The sequence below is a fragment of the Janthinobacterium sp. FW305-128 genome, from assembly GCF_020858135.1.
GTDB lineage: Bacteria > Pseudomonadota > Gammaproteobacteria > Burkholderiales > Burkholderiaceae_D > Janthinobacterium.
Genome location: NZ_JACYMK010000006.1, coordinates 340,634 through 362,631 on the forward strand (window position 1 = coordinate 340,634; position 21,998 = coordinate 362,631).

Annotated in this window: 17 protein-coding genes and 2 tRNA genes; 12 read left to right on the forward strand and 7 right to left on the reverse strand. The window is 63.2% G+C overall.

Features of this window, described 5'->3' with window-relative positions:
* The first annotated feature begins 113 nt into the window (after positions 1-113).
* Positions 114-187 (forward strand) — tRNA-Cys (locus tag IGS60_RS15280).
* A gap of 129 nt (positions 188-316) precedes the next feature.
* On the opposite strand, the gene IGS60_RS15285 is transcribed toward IGS60_RS15280, so the two are convergent.
* Complete coding sequence (locus IGS60_RS15285; protein ID WP_070222332.1) at positions 317-871, reverse strand: inclusion body family protein; 555 nt, start codon at positions 869-871, stop codon at positions 317-319.
* Between the two features lie 444 nt (positions 872-1,315).
* On the opposite strand from IGS60_RS15285, the gene IGS60_RS15290 reads away from it, so the two are divergent.
* Both IGS60_RS15290 and IGS60_RS15295 read left to right on the forward strand, forming a co-directional pair.
* Entirely contained in the window at positions 1,316-2,803 is a 1,488-nt protein-coding gene (locus IGS60_RS15290) for a SulP family inorganic anion transporter (protein ID WP_230505297.1), read from the forward strand.
* 69 nt (positions 2,804-2,872) lie between these two features.
* Positions 2,873-3,325: a hypothetical protein gene (locus IGS60_RS15295; RefSeq protein ID WP_070222327.1), complete on the forward strand. Its 453-nt coding sequence runs from the start codon at positions 2,873-2,875 to the stop codon at positions 3,323-3,325.
* A 25-nt stretch (positions 3,326-3,350) separates the two neighbouring features.
* Here the strand turns inward: IGS60_RS15295 and IGS60_RS15300 are convergent, their stop codons facing one another.
* Complete coding sequence (locus IGS60_RS15300; RefSeq protein ID WP_230505299.1) at positions 3,351-5,069, reverse strand: methyl-accepting chemotaxis protein; 1,719 nt, start codon at positions 5,067-5,069, stop codon at positions 3,351-3,353.
* Between the two features lie 382 nt (positions 5,070-5,451).
* Between IGS60_RS15300 and IGS60_RS15305 the strand changes: the two genes are divergently transcribed.
* The 9 genes from IGS60_RS15305 to IGS60_RS15345 all read left to right on the forward strand — a co-directional run bounded on the left by IGS60_RS15305 (position 5,452) and on the right by IGS60_RS15345 (position 18,141).
* Positions 5,452-7,602, forward strand: a complete 2,151-nt coding sequence (locus IGS60_RS15305) for a TonB-dependent siderophore receptor (RefSeq protein WP_230505301.1) — start codon at positions 5,452-5,454, stop codon at positions 7,600-7,602.
* 285 nt (positions 7,603-7,887) lie between these two features.
* The gene (gene fdnG, locus IGS60_RS15310) at positions 7,888-10,959 is read left to right on the forward strand and encodes a formate dehydrogenase-N subunit alpha (protein ID WP_230505303.1); all 3,072 of its coding nucleotides are present in this window, start codon (positions 7,888-7,890) and stop codon (positions 10,957-10,959) included.
* 13 nt (positions 10,960-10,972) lie between these two features.
* The gene (fdxH, locus tag IGS60_RS15315; protein WP_070313216.1) at positions 10,973-11,893 is read left to right on the forward strand and encodes a formate dehydrogenase subunit beta; all 921 of its coding nucleotides are present in this window, start codon (positions 10,973-10,975) and stop codon (positions 11,891-11,893) included.
* Positions 11,883-12,554 carry a formate dehydrogenase subunit gamma gene (locus IGS60_RS15320; RefSeq protein WP_230505305.1) on the forward strand — a complete coding sequence of 224 codons (672 nt, stop codon included), beginning with the start codon at positions 11,883-11,885 and terminating at the stop codon, positions 12,552-12,554. The genes fdxH and IGS60_RS15320 overlap by 11 nt, the downstream gene beginning before the upstream one ends.
* A 175-nt stretch (positions 12,555-12,729) precedes the next feature.
* Positions 12,730-13,785, forward strand: a complete 1,056-nt coding sequence (gene fdhE, locus IGS60_RS15325) for a formate dehydrogenase accessory protein FdhE (protein ID WP_230505307.1) — start codon at positions 12,730-12,732, stop codon at positions 13,783-13,785.
* Positions 13,782-15,203, forward strand: a complete 1,422-nt coding sequence (gene selA / locus IGS60_RS15330) for an L-seryl-tRNA(Sec) selenium transferase (RefSeq protein WP_230505309.1) — start codon at positions 13,782-13,784, stop codon at positions 15,201-15,203. The genes fdhE and selA overlap by 4 nt, the downstream gene beginning before the upstream one ends.
* Positions 15,200-17,185 (forward strand): selenocysteine-specific translation elongation factor, encoded by a 1,986-nt coding sequence (selB, locus tag IGS60_RS15335; protein WP_230505311.1) that lies wholly within the window; start codon positions 15,200-15,202, stop codon positions 17,183-17,185. Before selA ends, selB begins: the two co-directional genes overlap by 4 nt.
* A tRNA-Sec gene (locus tag IGS60_RS15340) sits at positions 17,164-17,259 on the forward strand. Before selB ends, IGS60_RS15340 begins: the two co-directional genes overlap by 22 nt.
* A 171-nt stretch (positions 17,260-17,430) precedes the next feature.
* Positions 17,431-18,141: an ABC transporter substrate-binding protein gene (locus IGS60_RS15345; protein WP_230505313.1), complete on the forward strand. Its 711-nt coding sequence runs from the start codon at positions 17,431-17,433 to the stop codon at positions 18,139-18,141.
* A gap of 14 nt (positions 18,142-18,155) precedes the next feature.
* Here the strand turns inward: IGS60_RS15345 and IGS60_RS15350 are convergent, their stop codons facing one another.
* From IGS60_RS15350 to IGS60_RS15370, 5 genes are all read right to left on the reverse strand, one after another.
* Entirely contained in the window at positions 18,156-18,896 is a 741-nt protein-coding gene (locus tag IGS60_RS15350; protein WP_070222307.1) for a GGDEF domain-containing protein, read from the reverse strand.
* A 3-nt stretch (positions 18,897-18,899) separates the two neighbouring features.
* Entirely contained in the window at positions 18,900-19,298 is a 399-nt protein-coding gene (locus tag IGS60_RS15355; RefSeq protein WP_070222304.1) for a DUF1987 domain-containing protein, read from the reverse strand.
* A gap of 22 nt (positions 19,299-19,320) precedes the next feature.
* Positions 19,321-19,878 carry a SiaB family protein kinase gene (locus tag IGS60_RS15360; RefSeq protein WP_070222302.1) on the reverse strand — a complete coding sequence of 186 codons (558 nt, stop codon included), beginning with the start codon at positions 19,876-19,878 and terminating at the stop codon, positions 19,321-19,323.
* Between the two features lie 65 nt (positions 19,879-19,943).
* Entirely contained in the window at positions 19,944-21,161 is a 1,218-nt protein-coding gene (locus IGS60_RS15365; RefSeq protein ID WP_230505314.1) for a SpoIIE family protein phosphatase, read from the reverse strand.
* A 180-nt stretch (positions 21,162-21,341) separates the two neighbouring features.
* Positions 21,342-21,932: an NAD(P)H-dependent oxidoreductase gene (locus IGS60_RS15370; protein ID WP_205602263.1), complete on the reverse strand. Its 591-nt coding sequence runs from the start codon at positions 21,930-21,932 to the stop codon at positions 21,342-21,344.
* Positions 21,933-21,998: the final 66 nt, after the last annotated feature.

A 21,998-nucleotide genomic window follows, 5' to 3' on the forward strand; every position in this document is an offset into this window, starting at 1 on the left:
AGTAGCTCAGTTGGTAGAGCGCAACCTTGCCAAGGTTGAGGTCGAGAGTTCGAGACTCTTCTCCCGCTCCAGTTTTCAAGGTGGGCCGCAAGGCGCATCCAAGCAGTTCCTCTGGCGAGGTAGCAAAGAGGTTATGCAGCGGCCTGCAAAGCCGTTTAGACGGGTTCGATTCCCGTCCTCGCCTCCAGATGCAGCGCAGTGATTGACGCGCAGATAAAAAAGCCCACTTCGGTGGGCTTTTTTTTGCCTATGCGGCTGAACGGCGTCGGCTGCAATTAAATACAGGGCTTCAGTTTATTTGATTTCCGGGAAATGACTAACCGACAGTAATCTGTGGATCCCAATAAAAATAACCATACAGGCTTTGCGTCTGGCCATCGTCATTCAGGCTATATACGGCAATATAGACATAGAAATTTTCCGTGCCGGATTTGGATACCTGCGCCGTGAAATTAGAAAAATTGCGCGGTTGCTGTATTGCCGGCAAACCATTCGAGGAATCCGAATTCGGCATGACCGCATTTCTGCGGGTAATGGTATTGGAGACAAAGGTATTGAAGACCTTGTCGCCATTCCAGTAATTGATGCCATACACAATGACGGCCGAATCGGCGTTGTCATAGATGGAAGCGCCGGTGAACGAGACATAGTCGCCCACGTTGGCCCTGAAACTCAGGTCAGCAGAGCCTTGTCCGCTATTGATGCCGCGCGGGTCGGTGGCAATCATGTACTGGCTGGTATGCGCCAGGCCCACGGGCTTGCTCTGATCAGGGGCGGTCTGACGCGGATGCTGAGCCATAATCAGATCGGTGTCTATTACAACGAGAATGTTGATTGTAATATTGCTGGCATATAATTGCGCGTCGGTCATGATTCCTCCTCGGTTTTCCTACTCGTCTGGCTTTTCGGATACGCCCCGTTTTTTAATGTGGTAAGCAGTCTCCACCGCTGCTGTGTAGAATAATGGAGAAAATTGCATAGATACTATCCAATTGAAACAGCAGTATTATTTAAAAATATTCCATTTAAATTATTTTTATTTTGTAAATACAGCTGTTGGAAACATTATTTTCCTGCCCGCGTCTGCGTGCCGCGGTCCCGCCCATCCGGCCCGGCCGCATCTTGTATAATGTCTGCAGGCTCAGCCGCACCCCATGGTGCGCTGATGAATCTTTCCCTTTTCGCCATCCCCATGTAGTCGCTGACGATTTCCCTCTCCGTTAAAGCTAGTCGCGGCTTCCCCGCGAAGCCTGCCTGCATGGCTGCGCTGTCCATTGGACGCGCATTTCCCTGTTCCGACCCTGGATGTGAATCAATGATCAACGCAAGTTTTCGGGAAGAGTGGTTCTCGAACATACAAAAAAATGTCCTGGCGGGCCTGACCACCTCGTTCGCCCTGGTGCCCGAATGCATCGCCTTTGCCCTGGTGGCACAGTTGAATCCCCTGATGGGCCTGTATGGCGCCTTCATCATCTGCGCATTGACGGCCATCTTTGGCGGGCGTCCCGGCATGATTTCGGGCGCGGCCGGTTCCATGGCCGTCGTCATCGTGGCACTGGTGGCCCAGCATGGCGTGCAATATCTGCTGGCGACTGTGGTGCTGAGCGGCATCATCATGGCGCTGTTTGGCCTCTTGCGCCTGGGTAAGCTGATCCGCATGGTGCCCCATCCCGTAATGCTGGGCTTTGTGAATGGCCTGGCCATCGTCATCGCCATGGCCCAGCTCGAACACTTTCGCCAGGCCACGCCGCAGGGCGAGGCCTGGCTGCAAGGCACGCCCTTGTATGTGATGGGCGCGCTGGTGCTGCTTACCATGGCCATCGTCTACGTGTTGCCGCGCCTGACAAAAGCCGTGCCGCCCGCGCTGGTGGCCATCCTGGGCGTGGGCGTGCTCAGCCATTTCCTGCACCTGCCCACGCGCACCCTGGGCGACCTCGCGCATATCGCGGGTGGCTTGCCGGCCCTGCATTGGCCCGCCGTGCCGCTGGATATGGCGACCTTGCACATCATCTTCCCGTATGCGGCGCTGATGGCCATGGTGGGCTTGCTGGAAACCTTGCTCACCTTTAATCTCACCGATGAGATAACGGAAACGCGGGGCCAGCCGAACCGCGAATGCATCGCGCTCGGCGCTTCGAACGTCGTGTCGGGGCTGTTTGGCGGCATGGGCGGCTGCGCCATGATCGGGCAGACGATGATCAACCTGAGCTCGGGCGGCCGCTCGCGCCTGTCGGGCGTGACGGCCGGCGTGATGATTTTATTGTTCATCCTGTTCCTGTCGCCGCTGATCGAGCGCATCCCGCTGGCCGCGCTGGTCGGCGTGATGTTCGTCGTGGCGCAGCAGACGTTTGCCTGGGGTTCCTTGCGCGTGCTGGGCAAGGTGCCGTTGCAGGATGCGCTGGTGATCGTCGCCGTGACGGTGATCACCGTGTTCACGGACCTGGCGATGGCCGTGCTGTGCGGCATCGTGATTGCCGCCTTGAATTTTGCCTGGCAACATGCGCGCGACATGCGCGCCGACATCGATGATGGCAGCTCGGGCGTGCGCGTGTACCTGCCGCACGGCACGCTGTTCTTCGCCTCGACCACGCATTTCCTGGAACTGTTCCAGCCGGCCGGTGATCCGGTCCGCGTCATCCTCGATTGCCGGCATCTGCACATGGCCGACCACTCGGCCGTCGCGGCCATCGAAGCCTTGTACGAGCGCTACGACAAGGCGGGCAAGCACCTGCAGGTGACGCATCTGTCCGCCCGCAACCAGGCCTTGCTGCAGCGCGCGGGCGTCGATGTGAGCGTGGCGTAAAATAGGGGAAAGTCTGCTCCGCGCCATTTCTCGGGATGGGCGGAATTGTTGAATGTCTGTGGAGTGTGAATGCTGTCGTACGAACAAGAACAATTATTGCAGCAAAGCCAAACGGCTTTTGATGCCTACTATGACGCGCTGGGCGCGTCGCTGGTGAATTTTGTCGAGCGCCTGGGCATCCAGCCCGCGCACGAAGTGCTGACGAACGCGGCCGAGTACCTGCCGTACATCGATGCGGCCATGCGCACCATCGTCATCCGCGACGAGAGCTGGCAATGGGTGAAAACCATGCTCGGCTACTTTATCGGCGAATACTTCGTGCAGGGTCATGCGGGTTGCTGGTATGTGGAAACGCGGGCCGAATCGCCGCATTTCTGCCGCACCATGGTGGGCGGTTTCGAGCATGGCTTGCCGATGGATGCCGCCATCGATCCGGAGGCGCTGGCCCTGGAATTTCTGGGGCAATCCGCGCCGCGCGAACTGGCGGCACTGATCGCCACAGCGCAAGCGCGCGCGGCTTGATGGCGCGCGGCTTGCTGCAGCAGATTTAAAACTCTTCCCACTCGCCTTCGGCCGGTGCGTTCGCCTTGCTGCTGGCGCGCGTCGCGGGCAGGCGCAGGGCAGGGGCCTTGCGTGCAGGAGCGGCCGGGGCTGCCGGCGCTGCCGGCGCTGCCGGCGCGCTGCGCTGCGCCGCCTTGGCGCTGAAACGGTCGGTGGCCGTAGCGTTTGCATCGAGGCGGAACACGCTGACCACCTGCGCCAGCTCGCTCGCCTGTTCCTGCATCGCTTCGGCCGCTGCCGACGCTTCTTCCACCAGCGCCGCATTTTGCTGGGTTACCTGGTCCATTTCCGAAATGGCCTGGTTGACTTGCTCGATGCCCGCGCTTTGCTCTTCGCTGGCGTTGCTGATTTCGCTCATGATGGAGGTGACGAAGCCGATGCTTTGCACGATTTCTTCCATCGTCTTGCCGGCCTTGTCGACCAGGTCCGTGCCCACGTCGACCTTTTGCACGGAATCGTCGATCAGGCCCTTGATTTCTTTCGCTGCCGCTGCCGAGCGCTGCGCCAGGTTGCGCACCTCGGTTGCCACGACGGCGAAGCCGCGTCCCTGTTCGCCGGCGCGCGCCGCTTCCACGGCCGCGTTCAAGGCCAGGATGTTGGTCTGGAAGGCGATGCCGTCGATGACGGAGATGATGTCGACGATTTTCTTCGACGAGGTATTGATCTCGCCCATGGTGGCGACCACTTCGGCCACCACGGCGCCGCCGCGGCTGGCGATGCCGGCCGCGTCGCCGGCCAGCTTATTCGCCTGGCGCGCGTTGTCGGCATTCTGTTTCACGGTCGACGTCAGTTCTTCCATCGACGAGGCGGTTTCTTCCAGCGAACTGGCTTGCTGTTCCGTGCGCGACGACAGGTCCTGGTTGCCGGCGGCGATTTCCGCCGATGCCGTGGCGATGGTGTCGGTGCCGCTGCGCACCTGGCCCACGATACCGACGAGGCTGTCGTTCATGGTTTTCAGCGCATGCATCAGCTGGGCCGTTTCATCGCGGCCCTGTGCCGTGATGGTGCTGCTCAGGTCGCCTGCTGCCACGGTTTCCGCCACTTTCACGGCGTCGCGGATGGGGCCGGTGATCGAGCGCGTGATCCACCACGCAAAACCGATGCCCATCAGCACGGCCAGCACGCCCATGGTGATCAGGAAGATGCGCGTGCTGCTGTACGCTTCGATGATGCTGGCGCCGACGCCGTCGGCCGCCTTGATCTGCATGTTGGCGAAGCGCTTCACTTCGGCCAGATAGGCCACGGTGATGGGCGCGACTTCCTTGTCGAACACGATCTTGGCGCCTGCCATGTCGCCGTCGGCCTTCATCTTGAAGGCGCGCGCGCGCGTCGTCACGTAATCGGTGCGCACCTTGCGCACGACCTTGAATTGCTCGATCACGGCAGGGTTGAGCAAGGATGCGACGATGTCGTCCTGCAGCTTGCTGGAACGCTCCGCATCGACTTTCAAGTCGTCCTCGATCTTGGCGCGCACGACAGGATCGGTGATTTCGAACGAGGCGACGCCGCGCACGCTGTTGAGTTCAATGATCTTCGACCATTCGGCCACCATGCGCTGGTTCTTGATGCTGGTATTGATCAGGCGGTAAGTCAGGTCGCTGGCCGTTTGCATGCGCACGAGGGCGGTGATGGTCAAGGCGGCAAGCAACAGCAATACGACAGCAAAGCCGACGCCAAGGCGGCTGCCGATGTTCAGGTTTTTCATGTAATTCCTAACAGTTTAATAGTCATGATCGCCGCCGCCAGCAGGGGCGGACAGGCGCCGCGAGGCGCAGGGGATCGGGGTCTTCGGGTGCCGCGTGATGGCTGTGCGGCGCGCCGCGCTGAGCGTGGCGTTGGAGGTGAAACAGGGGGCATGCCGGTCAGGCTGACCGTTGCCCAGCAAGGCGTAAGTATAGCATTGACGCAGAGAAATAGTTTCTTACGGCAATTTTAATTATTTTTTGATATTGATTTCCTGTTGTGTTTTTACATCAAGTACCTAGTCCATAAGTACTATCACTTACAGAAACGCTTACTTTATGCATGTTTGCCTGATAAAATACTAATGATAATCATTCGTATTAAAACATCGACCAGGGAATTGTATGCAGCAACGTCGCAAGCCAGGATGTAAACCGATCACCATCGCCGTACTGGGCGCCTTGACCTTGGGCGCCACGCCATTGGCGGCCTGGGCGCAGGAAAGCTTGCCCGCCGTCACTGTGACGGCATCGAAGGACAAGGATGGCTATGTCGCCGCCACCTCCGCCAGCGGCACCAAGACGGAAATGGCCCTGCGCGACGTGCCGCAAACGATCAACGTGGTGCCGGCCGCCGTCATCCGCGACCAGAACGCCATGTCGATCCAGGACATCATGAAGAACATCCCCGGCGTGGGCCTGTCCACGGGCGACGGCCAGCGCGACCAGGTATTCATCCGCGGCTTCACGGCCATCGGCGACCAGTTCGTCGACGGCTTCCGCGATGACGCGCTGTATTTCCGCGACCTGTCGAACGTCGAGCGCCTGGAAGTGATCAAGGGACCGGCCGCCGTGCTGTACGGCCGCGGTTCCTCGGGCGGCCTGGTGAACCGCATCACCAAGAAGCCCGGCATCGATATCACGGACGTGGCCCTGAGCCTGACCAATACGGCAGGGCGCCGCGGCGAAGTCGACGTGGGCCGTGTCGGCGAGACGGTGGACTGGCGCTTCACGGGCGCGCGCGAATTGTCGGACAGCTACCGCGACCAGCAATTCATCAACCGCACGGCGCTGGCGCCATCCGTGGCCATCCGCCTCTCAAACGCGACGAAACTGCTGCTGCAGGGCGACTACCTGGAAGACCGCCGCCTGACGGACTTCGGCATCCCGTCCTACCAGGGCCGCCCCGTCGCCGTCGATGCGGGCACTTATTATGGCGCCGCGAATGCCCGCGATGCGGACTTCAGCCAGTCGCGCGTGGTCTCCACGGCCGCCACCCTGACGCACAAGTTCAGCGATACCTTGTCGCTGCGCAATGCCTTCCGCTATTACGATTACCACCTGGACCGCAACAACACGAATATTTCCGGCAACGTCAACGAAGTCAAGGGCACGATGAGCCTCGGTCATGCCAAGCTCAACCGCGACGAGAGCGGCTGGTTCAACCAGACGGAACTGACGCAAAAGCTGGTCACGGGCGGCCTGCGCCACGAAGTGCTGTACGGCGCCGAGTTCGGCAAGCAAAACAAGGATGCGTCGAGCTGGGCCTCGACCGTGGTGGCGACGAATGTGTCGATCTTCCATCCCGTCCTGCCTGTGGTCAACCGCAGCAAGCTGGGCGCGCGCGGCGATACCTTCGGCACCTACGACACGGCCGCCGCCTACGTGCAGGACGCCATCAGCTTCAGCGACGAGTGGAAGGCGCTGGCCGGCCTGCGCTATGACCGCTACAAGCAGCAGTCGCGCCTGGCCAATGCGCTTGGCGTAACGACGGCCAACCTGTCGCGCACGGATTCGGCCTACAGCCCCCGCGCCGGCCTCGTCTGGCAACCGGGCGCGACGCAATCGTACTACGCGTCGTGGAGCCGCTCGTTCCAGCCCAGCGGCGAGAACTTCGCCCTGGCCGCCAACAATGCCGACCTGGCGCCGGAAACCACGCGCAACACGGAAGTGGGCGCCAAGTACGACCTGTGGGGCGGCCGCGCCAACGCCACCGTGTCGCTGTTCCGCCTGGAGCGCGACAACATCAAGACCAGCGACCCGATCACGAACCGCATCGTGCCCGTCGGCACGCAGCGCACGGACGGCCTGGAGCTGACCTTTAACGCGGACTTGCATGACGGCTGGAAAATGATGGCCGGCTATGCTTACCTGGACGCCACCATCACCGATTCCATCGCCGTCGACCGCAGCGTGAATGCGCCGGGCACGACGACGGCCAGTTCGGTGGCCATCAAGGGCAAGCGCGCCACCCTGACGGCGCGCAACATGGCCAACCTGTGGCTGACGAAAGACCTGGGCCACGGCTTCACGGTGGGCGGCGGCGCGAATGCCGTCGGCAGCCGCTTCGCCAATCCGGGCAACACGGTCGTGCTGCCGGGCTACGTGACGGCCGACGCCATGGCTGCCTACCGCACGGGCCGCTATGAAGTGCAGCTGAACATCAACAATATCGGCGACACGCGCTACATCGTGTCAGGCCATGGTTCCAGCCCGAACCTGAGCTTGCCGGGCGCGCCGCGCAACGTGGCGTTGACCTTGCGCTACAGCCTGTAAATTCGCTGGCAAGTTCGCTCCCATCCATAAAAAACCCGCTCGCGTGAGCGGGTTTTTTTTCATGGCGGGCGCAGCATGTGCAGGATGGTATTGTTTAGAGGAACTATTCGGTACCGATAAAATAATGTTGACTATGTGCAATTTTTTCCGGCGGACTGAGCCTTGATTGCCTTTGAGGGGTAAAATACGCCTCATACGGCACAGGCATGGTGCTTATATCTTATGGATATGACACTGTCATGACGCCGTATGACTTTTTATTTACTCACATCATAGAGGTCTGATATGGTTCAGATATCCAGGCGCCAGTTCCTTCGGGTCACTGGCGCCACGATTGCTGGCTCCAGCCTCGCCTTGCTCGGTTTCGCGCCGGGGCAGGCGTTGGCAGAGGTACGGCAATACAAGCTGGCTCGCACGACCGAGACCCGCAATACCTGTCCTTACTGTTCCGTTGGCTGCGGCGTTCTGCTGTATGGCCTGGGCGATGGCGCGAAAAATGCCGTCTCCAGCATCATCCACGTGGAAGGCGATGCCGATCACCCGGTGAACCGCGGCACGCTGTGCCCGAAAGGCGCCAGCCTGGTCGACTTCATCCACAGCCCGAACCGCCTGAAAGTGCCCGAATACCGCGCACCGGGCGGCACGGAATGGCAACCGATCTCCTGGGATGTGGCGCTCGACAAGATCGCGCGCCTGATGAAGGATGACCGCGACGCCAACCTGATCGAAAAGAATGCCGACGGCAAGACCGTCAACCGCTGGCTCTCCACCGGCATGCTTGCCGCGTCCGCCGGCAGCAACGAGGTCGGGTATCTGACCCACAAGACAGTGCGCAGCATGGGGATGCTGACCTTTGATAATCAGGCGCGTGTATGACACGGACCGACGGTGGCAGGTCTTGCCCCGACGTTTGGCCGTGGCGCGATGACGAATCATTGGGTCGATATCAAGAATGCCGACGTGATCCTGGTCATGGGCGGCAATGCAGCAGAAGCACATCCTTGCGGATTCAAATGGGTCACGGAAGCGAAGGCGCATAACAAGGCCAAGCTGATCGTTGTCGATCCGCGTTTTACCCGTACCGCATCCGTGGCAGATTACTACTGCGCCACGCGTACCGGCACGGACATCGTCTTCCTCGGCGCGATCATCAATTATCTGCTGACGAACGACAAGATCCAGCATGAGTACGTGCGCAACTACACGGACATGCCTTTCATCGTGCGCGAAGACTATGCGTTCGAGGACGGCCTGTTCTCGGGTTTCGACAAGGAAAAAGGCAAGTACACCGACAAGGCCACCTGGGATTACGAGATCGGCGACGACGGCTACGCCAAGGTCGACCCGACCCTGGAACACCCGCGCTGCGTCTACCAGATGATGAAGAAGCACTACGCGCGTTACACGACCGAGATGGTCGAGCGTACGTGCGGCGTGTCGGCCGACAAGTTCCACAAGGTGGCGGAAGCTTTGGCTTCGACCGCCGTGCCTGGGCGCGCCGGTACCATCCTGTACGCGCTGGGCTGGACGCACCACTCGACGGGCGCGCAAACCATCCGCACGGGCGCCATGGTGCAGTTGCTGCTGGGTAACATGGGTATCGCGGGCGGCGGCATGAACGCCTTGCGCGGCCACTCGAACATCCAGGGCTTGACCGACCTGGGCCTGATGTCGAACCTGTTGCCAGGCTACATGACCTTGCCGAACGAGGGCGAGCAGGATTTCGACGCCTACATCGCCGCGCGCGCCACCAAGCCGCTGCGGCCGAACCAGCTCAGCTATTGGAGCAATTACCGCAAATTCCACGTCAGCTTCATGAAGACGTGGTGGGGCGACTTCGCCACGGCGGACAATAACTACGCCTTCGACTACCTGCCGAAGCTGGACAAGCCGTATGACTTGATGCAAGCCATCGAGAACATGCACCAAGGCAAGATGACGGGCTATATCTGCCAGGGCTTCAATGTGCTGGCGTCCGCGCCGAACAAGCAGAAGGTCACGGAAGCGCTGGCCAAGCTGAAGTTCCTCGTCATCATGGACCCGCTGGCCGTGGAAACGGGCGAATTCTGGAAGGCGCACGGGCAATACCACGAAGTCGATCCCACCAAGATCATGACGGAAGTGTTCCGCTTGCCGACGAGCTGCTTCGCCGAAGAACGCGGTTCGCTGGTCAGTTCCTCGCGCGTGCTGCAGTGGCACTGGCAGGCGGCCGAACCGCCGGGCCAGGCGCGCAGCGACCTGGAGATCATGTCGGGCCTGTTCTTGCGCATGCGTAGCATGTACAAGAAAGAGGGCGGCAAGTTCCCCGATCCTATCGTCAACCTGACGTGGAATTATGCGCAGCCGCATAACCCGCAGCCGGAAGAAATTGCCCGCGAATTCAACGGCAAGGCGCTGGCCGACTTGTACGATCCGAAAGATCCGACCAAGCTGCTGGTGAAAAAGGGCGAGCAGCTGGCCTCGTTTGCGCAATTGCGCGACGATGGCACGACCACCAGCGGTTGCTGGATCTTCGCCGGCAGCTGGACGCAGGCGGGCAACCAGATGGGACGGCGCGACAACAGCGACCCGACCGGCATCGGCCAGACTCTGGGCTGGGCCTGGGCGTGGCCGGCGAACCGCCGCGTGCTGTACAACCGCGCCTCGTGCGACTTGAAGGGCAAGGCCTTCGATCCGACCCGCAAGTTGATCGAATGGAATGGCACGAACTGGAGCGGGGCCGACATTCCCGACTTCAAGGCCGATGAACCGCCGGAAAACGGCATGGGGCCGTTCATCATGCTGGGCGAGGGCGTGGCGCGCTTTTTTGCGCGCGGCGCCATGGCCGAAGGGCCGTTCCCCGAGCATTACGAGCCGTTCGAAAATCCGCTGGGCTACAACCCCATGCATCCGAAAAACCCGCAGGCGACCAGCAATCCGGCCGCGCGCGTGTTCGCCGATGACCGGAAAATGTTCGGCACGCATGAGGAATATCCGCATGTGGCGACCAGCTACCGTTTGACCGAGCATTTCCATTACTGGACCAAGCATGCGCGCCTGAACGCCATCATCCAGCCGCAGCAATTCGTCGAAATCGGCGAAGAGCTGGCCAAGAGCATCGGCGTGGTGGCTGGCGGCGAAGTGCGCGTCAGTTCCAAGCGCGGCCACATCATCGCCAAGGCCGTCGTCACCAAGCGCATCAAGGCCTTGATGATCGAAGGCAAGCCGGTGCATACCGTGGGCCTGCCGCTGCACTGGGGCTTTACGGGCGTGGCCAAGCCGGGGTATCTGATCAACACCCTGACGCCGGGCGTGGGGGATGCGAATTCGCAAACGCCGGAATTCAAGTCCTTCCTCGTGAAGGTGGAAAAAGCATGATGGGAGCTCAATAATGGCACTGCAATCCTTAGATATCCGGCGCCTGTCGGCGACCACGGTAACGCCGCCGCAAGGGCGCAGCCCGGTGACGGGCACCGTGGCCAAGCTGATCGATGTGTCGAAATGCATCGGCTGCAAGGCTTGCCAGACGGCGTGCATGGAATGGAACGACTTGCGTGACGAAGTCGGCGAAAACCATGGCACCTATGACAATCCGACGGACCTGACGCCGCAATCGTGGACGGTGATGCGTTTTGCCGAACACGAAAACAACGACGGCAACCTCGAGTGGCTGATCCGCAAGGATGGCTGCATGCACTGCGAGGACCCGGGCTGTTTGAAAGCCTGTCCGGCTCCGGGCGCCATCGTGCAATACACGAACGGCATCGTGGATTTCCACCAGGAAAACTGCATCGGCTGCGGTTACTGCGTGGCCGGCTGTCCTTTCGACGTGCCCCGCATTTCGAAAAAGGACGACCGCGCCTACAAGTGCACCTTGTGCTCGGACCGCGTGGCCGTGGGCCAGGAACCGGCCTGCGTGAAGACCTGCCCGACGGGCGCCATCGTCTTCGGCACCAAGGAAGACATGAAGGTGCATGCGGAAGAGCGCATCGTCGACCTGAAGTCGCGCGGTTTCGAGAACGCGGGCCTGTACGATCCGCTGGGCGTGGGCGGCACGCACGTGATGTACGTGCTGCACCATGCCGACAAGCCGAAGCTGTATTCGAACTTGCCGGAACGCCCGCGCATCAGCCCGATGGTGGGCTTCTGGAAGGGCTGGTCCAAGCCGCTGGCCGTCGCCGGCATGGCTGCCACGGCACTGGCAGGCTTCTTCCATTACACGCGTGTCGGCCCGAACGAAGTGAGCAAGGACGAAGAGCACGAGGCGCTGGAAGAGGCCAAGCGCATCCGGGAGGAACAGCATGAAGCATAGTGACCTTCACGATGGCAAGCTGCGCGACAAGGATGGCAATCCCTTGATCGAGCGCTACAACCCGAACGAGCGCACGAATCACTGGGTGACGGCCATCACCTTCGTCATGCTGGCCCTGTCCGGCCTGGCCATGTTCCATCCCTCGATGGCGTGGCTGGCGAACCTGTTCGGCGGCGGGCAATGGACGCGCATTTTGCATCCGTTTGCCGGCCTGGTGATGTTCGTCTCGTTCGCCATCCTCGTGGTGCGCTTCTGGCACCACAACAAGTTCGAGGACGGCGACAAGCAGTGGCTGAAACAGATGGACGACGTGCTCAACAACCGCGAAGACAAGCTTCCGAAGATCGGCAAATACAATGCCGGCCAGAAGATCCTGTTCTTCGTGCTGCTGTTCTGCATGGTGGGCTTGCTGTTGTCGGGCATCGTGATCTGGCGCGCGTACTTCGCGTTCTATTTCCCGATCGACGTCGTGCGCTTTGCCGCCTTGCTGCATGCCGGTTGCGCATTCGGCATCATCTGCGCCATCATCGTGCACATCTATGCCGCTCTGTGGGTCAAGGGCTCGATCGGCGCCATGGTGCGCGGCACCGTCACCTACGGTTGGGCGCGCAAGCACCATCCGAAGTGGTTTGAATCGGTAATCCGTAATACGAGAAAGTAGGCAGCAGGGTAGGTCGGCTTAGCTTCGCGTAAGCCGACATGCTCCGCCGCCGGCGTTTTCGTATGCCAGGGCCAGTCCCCCAGGACTGGCCCCTTTCTTTTTATCGATTAAAATACTTTTACAGCACAGCCAACTCCGCTGGCCGTGTTGTGCTTTTTTTGATGGGAAAACTCCATTGGTACAACGCATACTTCAGCCAGGCGAAATCGAAGGCCTGGACCACAACGCGATTCCGCGCCTGCTGCTGCCGCAGCCAGTCAGCGTGTTTACGGCGCGTGCACAGCGCTTGCGCGAACTGGCGCAGGGCAATATCAAGGGCATCCCCGTCGACGCGGGCATGCAGGGCTACCTGGTGCTGATGGCCGCGCTGGCCGACGCGCAGGCCGCCGTGGTGGGAAAACTGGCGCCCGGCGCCGTGCCTGCCGCCGACCCCGACGCGCTGCGCCGCGCCATCGCCCACCGTATGCCGGTGCTGCCCGTCAGCGGCGCCCGTCCGCCCGTCTGGCGCGACATCTTTGCCAGCCTGCTCGATGAACTGGCCGCCACGGCGGCACGCCAGCCGGCCTTGTCCGGCGGCCTGACGCAGGTGCTGGCCCAGCTGCGCGCGCTCGACGCGACAGCGCTGGACGCCTGCGCCGATGCCGTGCTCGATGAAAACGGCGACAACCTCAATCCCATGCACGCGCCGTTCGTCGCGGCCGCCCTGCAAATCCTGTGGTCGGTATCGGCTAGCGAATTGCGCGCCGCGCGCGTGCCGGACCTGGAAACGGGCACCTTGTGCCCCGTCTGCGGTTCGCACCCGGTCGCCAGCGTGATCCGCATCGGCGGCCAGTCGCAGGGCTACCGCTACCTGCATTGCGGCATCTGCGAAAGCGAATGGCATATGGTGCGCGTGAAATGCTCGACCTGCGAACAGAACGGCCAGATCGCCTACCAGGGCCTCGATGCGGCCGACGCCGCGCCGTTCGACCCCGTGACGGCGAAGGACGACAAATTGCCGAACAAGGCGAATGACCCGAAGAAGGTGGCGCGCGCGGAAACCTGCGACGATTGCCATACCTATCGAAAAGTCTTCAACCAGGAACACGATTACAACGTCGAACCCCTGGCCGACGACCTGGCCAGCCTGATGCTCGACCTGCTGGTGGGCGAAGCGGGCTACCAGCGCGCCAGCGGCAATCCGCTGCTGTGGCTGGGGAAGAGCGAAAGCGGCGAGGGCCAGCCAGCATGACGACGGGGCAGACCGTGCGCCTGCCATCGGTAGACCGCATCCTGGGCGACGCGGCTTGCCTGGCCCTGATTGCGCACTACGGCCGCGTGCAGACCCTGGCCTGCGCGCGCGCCGTGCTGGCCGAACTGCGCACCGCCATGCTGGCCGGTGCGGGTTTTGGTAACTTCGGCGAAGAGGGCGCGTCGATCGCCGCCATTGTCGCGCAAGTGGACGAACGGCTGCAATCGCAAGCGCACCCGCGGCTGCGCCCCGTGTTCAACCTGACGGGCACCGTGCTGCACACGAACCTGGGCCGCGCCTTGCTGCCCGACGCCGCCGTGCAAGCCGTGGTGGAAGCGCTGCAGTGGCCGATGAACCTGGAATTTGACCTGGAAACGGGCAAGCGCGGCGACCGCGACGACCTGGTCGAGGAACTGCTGCGCGAACTGACGGGGGCCGAAGCGGCCACCATCGTCAACAACAATGCGGCCGCCGTGCTGCTGATGCTCAACACCCTGGCGCAGAATAAAGAGGTCGTCGTCTCGCGCGGCGAGCTGGTGGAAATCGGCGGCGCCTTCCGCATTCCCGACGTGATGACGCGCGCGGGCGCCGTGCTGCGCGAAGTGGGCAGCACCAACCGCACGCACCTGGCCGATTATGCGGACGCGATCAACGCGCAGACAAGCTTGCTGATGAAGGTCCATTGCAGCAATTACGCGATCACCGGTTTCACGAAAAGCGTGGAGCTCGACGAACTGGTGCCGCTGGCGGCGCAACACGCGATTCCCACGGCCGTGGACCTGGGCAGCGGTACCCTGGTCGACCTGGCGCAATACGGGCTGCCGCATGAAACGACGGTGCGCGAGACGATAGCGGCGGGCGCCGACCTGGTGACCTTCAGCGGCGATAAATTGCTGGGTGGCCCGCAATGCGGCGTCATCGTCGGGCGTGCCGATTTGATCGCGAAGATCAAGCGCAATCCCCTGAAACGCGCGCTGCGCGTGGGCAAACTCACCCTGGCGGCCCTGGCCCCCGTGCTGCAGCTGTACCGCGCACCGGACTTGCTGGCCGAACGCCTGACCACCTTGCGCCTGCTGACGCGTCCCGCTTGCGCCATGCGCGCGCAGGCGCAAACCCTGCTGCCGCTGCTGCAAAGCGTACTCGGTGCCGCCTATGTGGTCAGCGCCGAAACCGTGACCAGCCAGATCGGCAGCGGCGCCTTGCCCGTCGACCAGCTGCCCAGCTTTGGCCTGGCCGTCCGCAGCGCCCCCGGTTCGCGCCTGAGCAATCCGCTGGGCGTGCTGGAACAGCGTTTGCGCGCCTTGCCGCGCCCCGTCATTGGCCGCATCGGCCAGGACACGTTGTGGCTCGATTTGCGTTGCCTGGAAGCGGCGCACGAGACGGCTTTCATCGCGCAGCTCGCCGAGTTGTCCGCATGATCGTCGGCACCGCAGGCCATATCGACCATGGCAAGACGACACTCACGCGCGCATTGACCGGTGTGCACACGGACCGCCTCAAGGAAGAGCAGGCGCGCGGCATCTCGATTGAACTCGGTTACGCCTATCTGCCGCTGGCGGACGGCACGGTGCTGGGCGTGATCGACGTGCCCGGCCACGAAAAATTCATCCGCACCATGGCGTCCGGCGTGACGGGCATCGACTTCGCCCTGCTCGTGGTGGCGGCCGACGATGGCGTCATGCCGCAGACGCACGAGCACCTGGCCATCCTGCAATTGCTGGGTGTGACGCGCGGCGCCGTGGCATTGACCAAGATCGACCGCGCCGACAGCGCCCGCGTGGCGCAGGTGGAAGCGGACATCGAGGCGCTGCTGGCCGGCACGCCGCTGGCGGGCAGCCCGGTCTTCCCCACCGCCGCCCATCGCGACAACGATGCGGGCGTGGCCGCCTTGCTGGCGCACCTGACGCAGGTGGCGCGCAGCTTGCCGCAACGTGACGAGCGCCGGCTGTTCCGCCTGGGCGTGGACCGCGTGTTCACCTTGTCGGGGCAGGGCACCATCGTCACCGGCACGGCGCTGGCGGGACGCGCGCAGGTGGGCGACATGCTGCAGCTGGCACCCGGCGGCGCGCCTGCGCGCGTGCGCAGCATCCATGCGCAGAACCGCGCGGCCGAGACGGGCATGGCGGGCCAGCGCCTGGCGCTGAACCTCGCCGGCATCGACCGCGAGCGCATCGAAAGGGGCAACTGGATCGTCGCGCCCGAGCTGGCGCAGTGTTCCGAGCGCCTGGACGTGGAACTGACCCTGCTGCCCGATGCCGGCGTGCAGCTGAAAGCCTGGTCGCCGCTGCACGTGCACCTGGGTGCGGCGCACCAGCTGGCGCGCGCCGTCATGCTCGATGGCGAAACCCTGTCGCCGGGCCAGACGGGCAGGGTGCAACTGGTGTTCGAGGCGCCCATGCACGGCGTGCCGGGCGACCGCTTCGTCGTGCGCAATGCGCAAGCGACGCAGACGGTGGGCGGCGGTATGGTGCTCGATCCGTTCGGCCCGGCGCGCAAGCGCCGCAGCCCGGCCAGGCTGGCGTGGCTCGATGCGCTGGCGGTGTTTGTCGCGCACGGCGACTATACGGCGCTGCTGGCGCAAAGCCCGCTGGGGCTGCGCGAGTCGCTGCTGGTGCGCCTGTCCCTGCTGCCGGCGCATGCCCTGGCGCTGCCGCCCGACACGCGGCGCATCGCCCTGCGCGGCGGCGATGCACTGCTGGTGGCGCCGCCCGCGTTGCTGGCGCTGCAAGAGCGGGTGCTCACCGCACTGGCGGCCTTCCACGCGCGCGCGCCCGACGAGGCGGGGCCGGAACTGTGGCGGCTGAAGCGCATCGTCGACGCGGAGATGGAAGACGCCTTGTGGAGCCATCTGGTCGAAGGCTTGCTGGCGCAGGGCGGCATCCTGGCGCGCGGCGCCAGCCTGCACTTGCCGACGCACAGCGTGGAACTGACGCCGCAGGAGCAGGCCATGGCCGAGCCCTTGCTGGCCGCGCTGGAGCAGGGGCGTGCCGATCCGCCATGGACGCGCGACCTGGCGCGCGACTTCGGCCTGGCCGAGGACGAAACGCGCCGGCTGTTGCGCAAGCTTGCCAAGGCAGGGCAGATCAGCCAGGTGGTGCACGACCTGTTCTATCACCAGGCGGCGCTGGCCGGGCTGGCGCAACTGGTGCGCACCCTGGCTGGAAAAGCGGAGCTGGACGAAAGTCTGGCGCCCGGGTCCGGCGCTGTGGGCGCGGCCACTTTCCGCGACGCCAGCGGCTTGGGCCGCAAGCGGGCGATCCAGGTCTTGGAATTCTTCGACCGCGTCGGTTATACTCGCCGTGTTGGCAATGGGCATCTATTGCGCCCGCAGGCGTTGTGGTCCTACACCGCAGCCCCAACAGCTAGCTCAGGCACCGCGGAAAGCACACTCATCCGGTGATGTGGCCGGGCTTCAAACCCGGTGGAGGGCGTCAGACGTTCTCCCGTAGGTTCGACTCCTACTGTTTTCCGCCACTTGTTTTTCTCGCCATCCTCCCCTCGCATGATGATCCCGGCGTTGGCCCTGAGCCACGTTACGGAAAAATAATGGTTTAACTGACAACCTTTGGCCATGGCCGGCGGGGGCCGATGGTACCATCCTGCAGGTGCAGGGCTGCGTATCCCCTGTGGTAGAAGAAGGCAAGCATGAAACAAGCAAGCATGGCATGGCTGCTGGCGGCGCTGTTGCTGCCGGCGGCGGCCGGGGCGGCGGGCCTGCGCATCGTCGGCGAGCATTTGCCGCCGTCGAGCATGATGGAAGGCAATGTCGTCGTGGGACGCGAAACGCTGAAGGTGCGCGACATCATGGCGCGCGCCGGCATCGGCTATACGATGGAATTGCTGCCGTGGAAACGCGCGTATGCGCAGGCGCTGCGCGAGCCTGACACCTGCATCTTTTCCACCACCCGCACGCAAGAGCGCGAAGCGCAATTTCGCTGGATCGGCCCCCTCAACGAAGCGGAATGGATACTGTATGGCCTGGCCGAGCGGCATCTGGCGCTGCGCACCCTGGCCGATGCGCGCGGCCTGGTGATCGGCACGGTGCTCGGCGACGCGCGCGACGACTACCTGCGCCAGCACGGCATGAACGTGGCGCCTGTCACGCAGGAGTGGATCAATCCGCAAAAGCTGCTGCTCGGGCGCATCGACCTGTGGGCCGTGGGCCTGGCGGTGGGCAGCAAGCCTTTCGTCGGCAAGGAATGGGAAGGCAAGGTGGTGCCCCTGCTGACTTTCAACCGCGTGCAGACTTACCTGGCCTGCAACCTCAAGGTGCCCGAGGCGCAGGCGGCGGCGATGCAGCGCGCGGCAGCGGCCATGCGCCGCGACGGCAGCATGGCGCGCGAACAGCTGCGCTGATTCAGCGCATCGACTTAACTCTCCAGCCACTGGCGCACGCAGTTGCGTCCTTCGCGCTTGGCCTGGTACAGGGCCTGGTCCGCATGGCTGTAGGCCGTTTCGAACGGCGTGCCGGCGCGGTTCCAGCTCAGGCCCACGCTGATGGTGATGGCGCGCGTGATGGGCGCCGCATGGCGCTGGCGGCCGACCGTCTCGCAGATGCGCTGCGCCACTTGCGCCGCCTCGTCGCGCGAGGAGGTGGGCCAGACCACTGAAAACTCTTCGCCGCCGACCCGGCCGATGGCCGTTTCCTGTCCCAGCAACCCTTTTAAACAGTCGACCACGGCCTGGATCACGCCGTCGCCGGCCGGGTGGCCGAAGTCGTCGTTGACCTGCTTGAACAGGTCGATATCGAGCACGATCAGCGCCATGTCACCCTGCGCCAGGCAGCGCGAGGCATGGTCGATCACGGCGCCGCGGTTCAGGGCCCCCGTCAGCGGGTCGTGCGTGGCCCGGTATTCGAGCTGGCCGGCCAGGGTTTGCAATTGCCGGTTCAGCAGATGCATGTCGCGCTCGGCGCGGTCGCTGCGGCCGATCAGGCGGCGCGTCTCGCGCATCAGCCGCTCGTAGTGAACGATCAGTTCACCGAGCACGCGCCGTTGTTCCGCGCCCGAGGCGTTGGCGTCGGCGTGCATGCGGCGCGCGGCGGCCAGCGCTGCCGCTTCCACGGTGAACAGGTCGGGCTCCAGGCCGGACTCGGAGATGGCGGCGCGCATGCCCTAGCTGCCCTGCACGGGATGGTCGTGGAAGTCGAGGGCCGTAAAGTCCTGCTGCAGCTCCTGGCCGAATTCCAGGATGGTGTCGTCGTCCTCGTCGTGATACCAGTTCAGGCGCACCTGGTTGCCGTCCACGGCCGCCTGGTTCAGGGTGTCGAACAGGGTAAACAGCATCTTCGTGCTGGAGCTGTTGAAGTAGGCCAGCGAGACGTTGACGGTGATGGCAGCTTCGCGGCAGCCTTCTAGATAGGCGCGCACGGCGGCGATCAGCGGACCATAGAAGGCGGCCGCGTTTTCCGGATACGACTCGCCCTTGATCGACAGGGTGTGCTGCTCGAAACGGAAGTCGATTTCGGGCGAACTCGGGGTCGCGGCGATGAACAGTGGTGACGGTAATTGCATATGCTTTCCTGAGTCGGCTCTTTCAAATGATGGCTTTGATGCAGAAGATGGTGTGGCCAGGTTCCTGTGGGTCCTGGACGAATTCGAATTCCAGCGGCTCGCTGGCATCGCGCGCCATGGTGAGAAAACCCAGGCCCGCGCCCTTGCTGTCCGATGGCGCTTCCTCGCGCAGGGCCTTCTTGTAGGCGAGGCGGATTTCTTCCATCGTCATCGTGTGCAGCGGTTCCAGGCGGGCGCGGATCTGCGCCACGTTGTCGGTCGAGACGGGGTTGGCGCACAGCAGAAAAAAGCTGTCGCCGCGCGTGCCGATGCAAAACGAGCCGCGCCGCATCTGCTGGTCCAGCTGCGCATCGGGCGTCAGGCTGTCGGCCGAATAATGCATGATGTTTTGCGACATCTCGATGAACGAGGAAAAGATGCGCCGCCGCGTGGGCCCGGCCGCGCCGGCCGTATCGAGGCGCGCCTTGATGGTTTCGGAAATGGCGCTCACCACGTGCTGCGAGAAATAGCCCACGTAAAAAAAGATGATGTTGCGCTTGCGGGCCACATCCCAAAACTCGTTGAATTCTTCGTACAGCACGTGCGTGCTCCTGGCTAGCCGGTGACCCGGTGTCTTGTTGATAAGGTGGCTCGATGGCGCCCAGACTACAGGCGGAAACAGAAAAAGGTCAGGTCGTCGCGGCGTGGCTGTTTTCCCTGCCAGGCGGCGCTGTCCTGCAGCAGGGCCGCCGCCACGTCGCCGGCCGGCGCGTCGCGTCGCGCCAGCAGCTGCTCGCGCATGCGCCGCTTGCCGTAGGCGATGTCGCGCGCGCCGCCGATCTGGTCGAGCAAGCCGTCGGTGGTGAGGAACAGCAGGCTGCCGGCGGGAATGTCGGGTGTCTCGTTGTGCCAGCAGTAGCCGGCCGGCGTGTCAACGTAGCCCACGCCCATGCGCGCGCCATCGATGGCGCGCACGGCTTCTTCGCCCGGCGCCACCACGTAGAGCGCCAGTTTCGCCCCTGCGAAACGCAGGCTGGCGCTGGCCGTGTCGTAGCATAAAAAGGCGCAATCCATGCCGTCGTTCGAGCCGGCGTGGCCGGTGGCCGCGCCGCTGTCGGCGCCGTCCTGGCCCAGCAGGGTCTTGATGGCGCGGCTGACGGCGCCGATCAGGGCGGCCGGATCGCGCGGCCCCTGTTCGCGCAAGGCCTGGCTCAGGGCCGACGAGGCGATCAGGGTCATGAAGGCGCCCGGCACGCCGTGGCCCGTGCAGTCGGCGATGGCGGCGAACCAGCCCCCTTCGTGGCGTTCGAAAAAGTAGAAGTCGCCGCCGACGACGTCGCGCGGCTGCCATTCCAGGTGCGCGTCGGGCAGGGTGGCGCGCAATTCCGCATCGGAGGTGCGCAGCAGCGCGCGCTGGATCACGCTGGCGTAATCGATGCTGTGCATGATCTGACGGTTCTTTTCCGCCTGCATGGTGGCCACCACGTTCATCAGCTGCAGGCCGAAGCCCACGCCGGCCAGCGCGCCATCCTCGGTGATGATGAAGCCGTCGGCCAGCGCCTTCTCTCCAGCTTCCACGGCGCGGAAGGTGAGGTCTTCGATGCTCATGGCGCCATCGACGATCAGCGGTTCCTTGTCCATGAAGGCGATGCAACTCTTCTTGCCGTACACCTCGTGATAAAAGGGCTTGGACATCTGCGACATGAAGATATTGCGGCTGATTAAGCCGATCGGCTTCTGCTGCTCCGTGACGGGCAGGCTCATCATGTCACGCCGTTCCGTGAACAATTCCAGCACGGCGAAGTTGCTGGCGTCGGCCTGCACGGATTCCGTGGGAACGCACAGATCAAGCGCCACGGACGTGCGATAACGGGGAAGATGCAATCGAGAAGCGTTGAACTCCACAGCGGCTACCTTTACATGACGATCGGACCTTTGTTGTCGCGAGAGCAAGGCGACTGACAAACAGGCAATATCATCATGGTAGCCGCTGAATATGACGGCTTGATTACCGGCTTGTCAAAACCGTATGCAAGATGGCTGCATGGCAATCCGTTGCCGGGCTTACAGACGCCTGGCCAGCGCCTGTGCCTGCTCCAGCCAGCGCGCGCGCTGCGTGCCGGTGGAATCGATCATGGGGCCGAAGCAGGCCACCTTGACCGGCTTGACGCCGCAAAATTCCAGGGTCGTCTTGCGCAGCTGGTGAATGCCGGGCATGTGGTAGACCCAGCGGAAATACCAGGGCGGCGTGTCCATCGCCACCAGCAGCTGCGCCGTGCGGCCCTTCAGCAGCTGGGCGGGAAAGGCCTTGCCCGGGCGGTATTTGAAGGCAAAGCCGGGCAGGAAGATACGGTCGACAAAACCTTTCAGCAGGGCCGGCGCGCCGCCCCACCAGATCGGGTAGGCGAACACCAGGTGTTCGGCCCAGCTGATGGCTTCCTGCGCGGCCAGCAAGTCTGGCTCCAGCGGCTGCACCTGGCGGTAGCCTTCATGCAGGTTCTGGTCGAAGTCCAGCTGGCCCAGGCGCAGTTCGCGCACGGTATGGCCTGCGCTGCGGGCCGTGGCGGCGTAGGCCTCGGCCAGGGCGGCGCAGAAACTGTCGCTGGACGGGTGGCCGAGGAGAATTAAAATGCGCTTCGGTGTAATTTTGCTCATGCTGCAGGCTTTCCGTTAAAGAAGAGCTTGCATGCTAAAGCCTGCCCCTGGGGGCAGAGTCAAGCG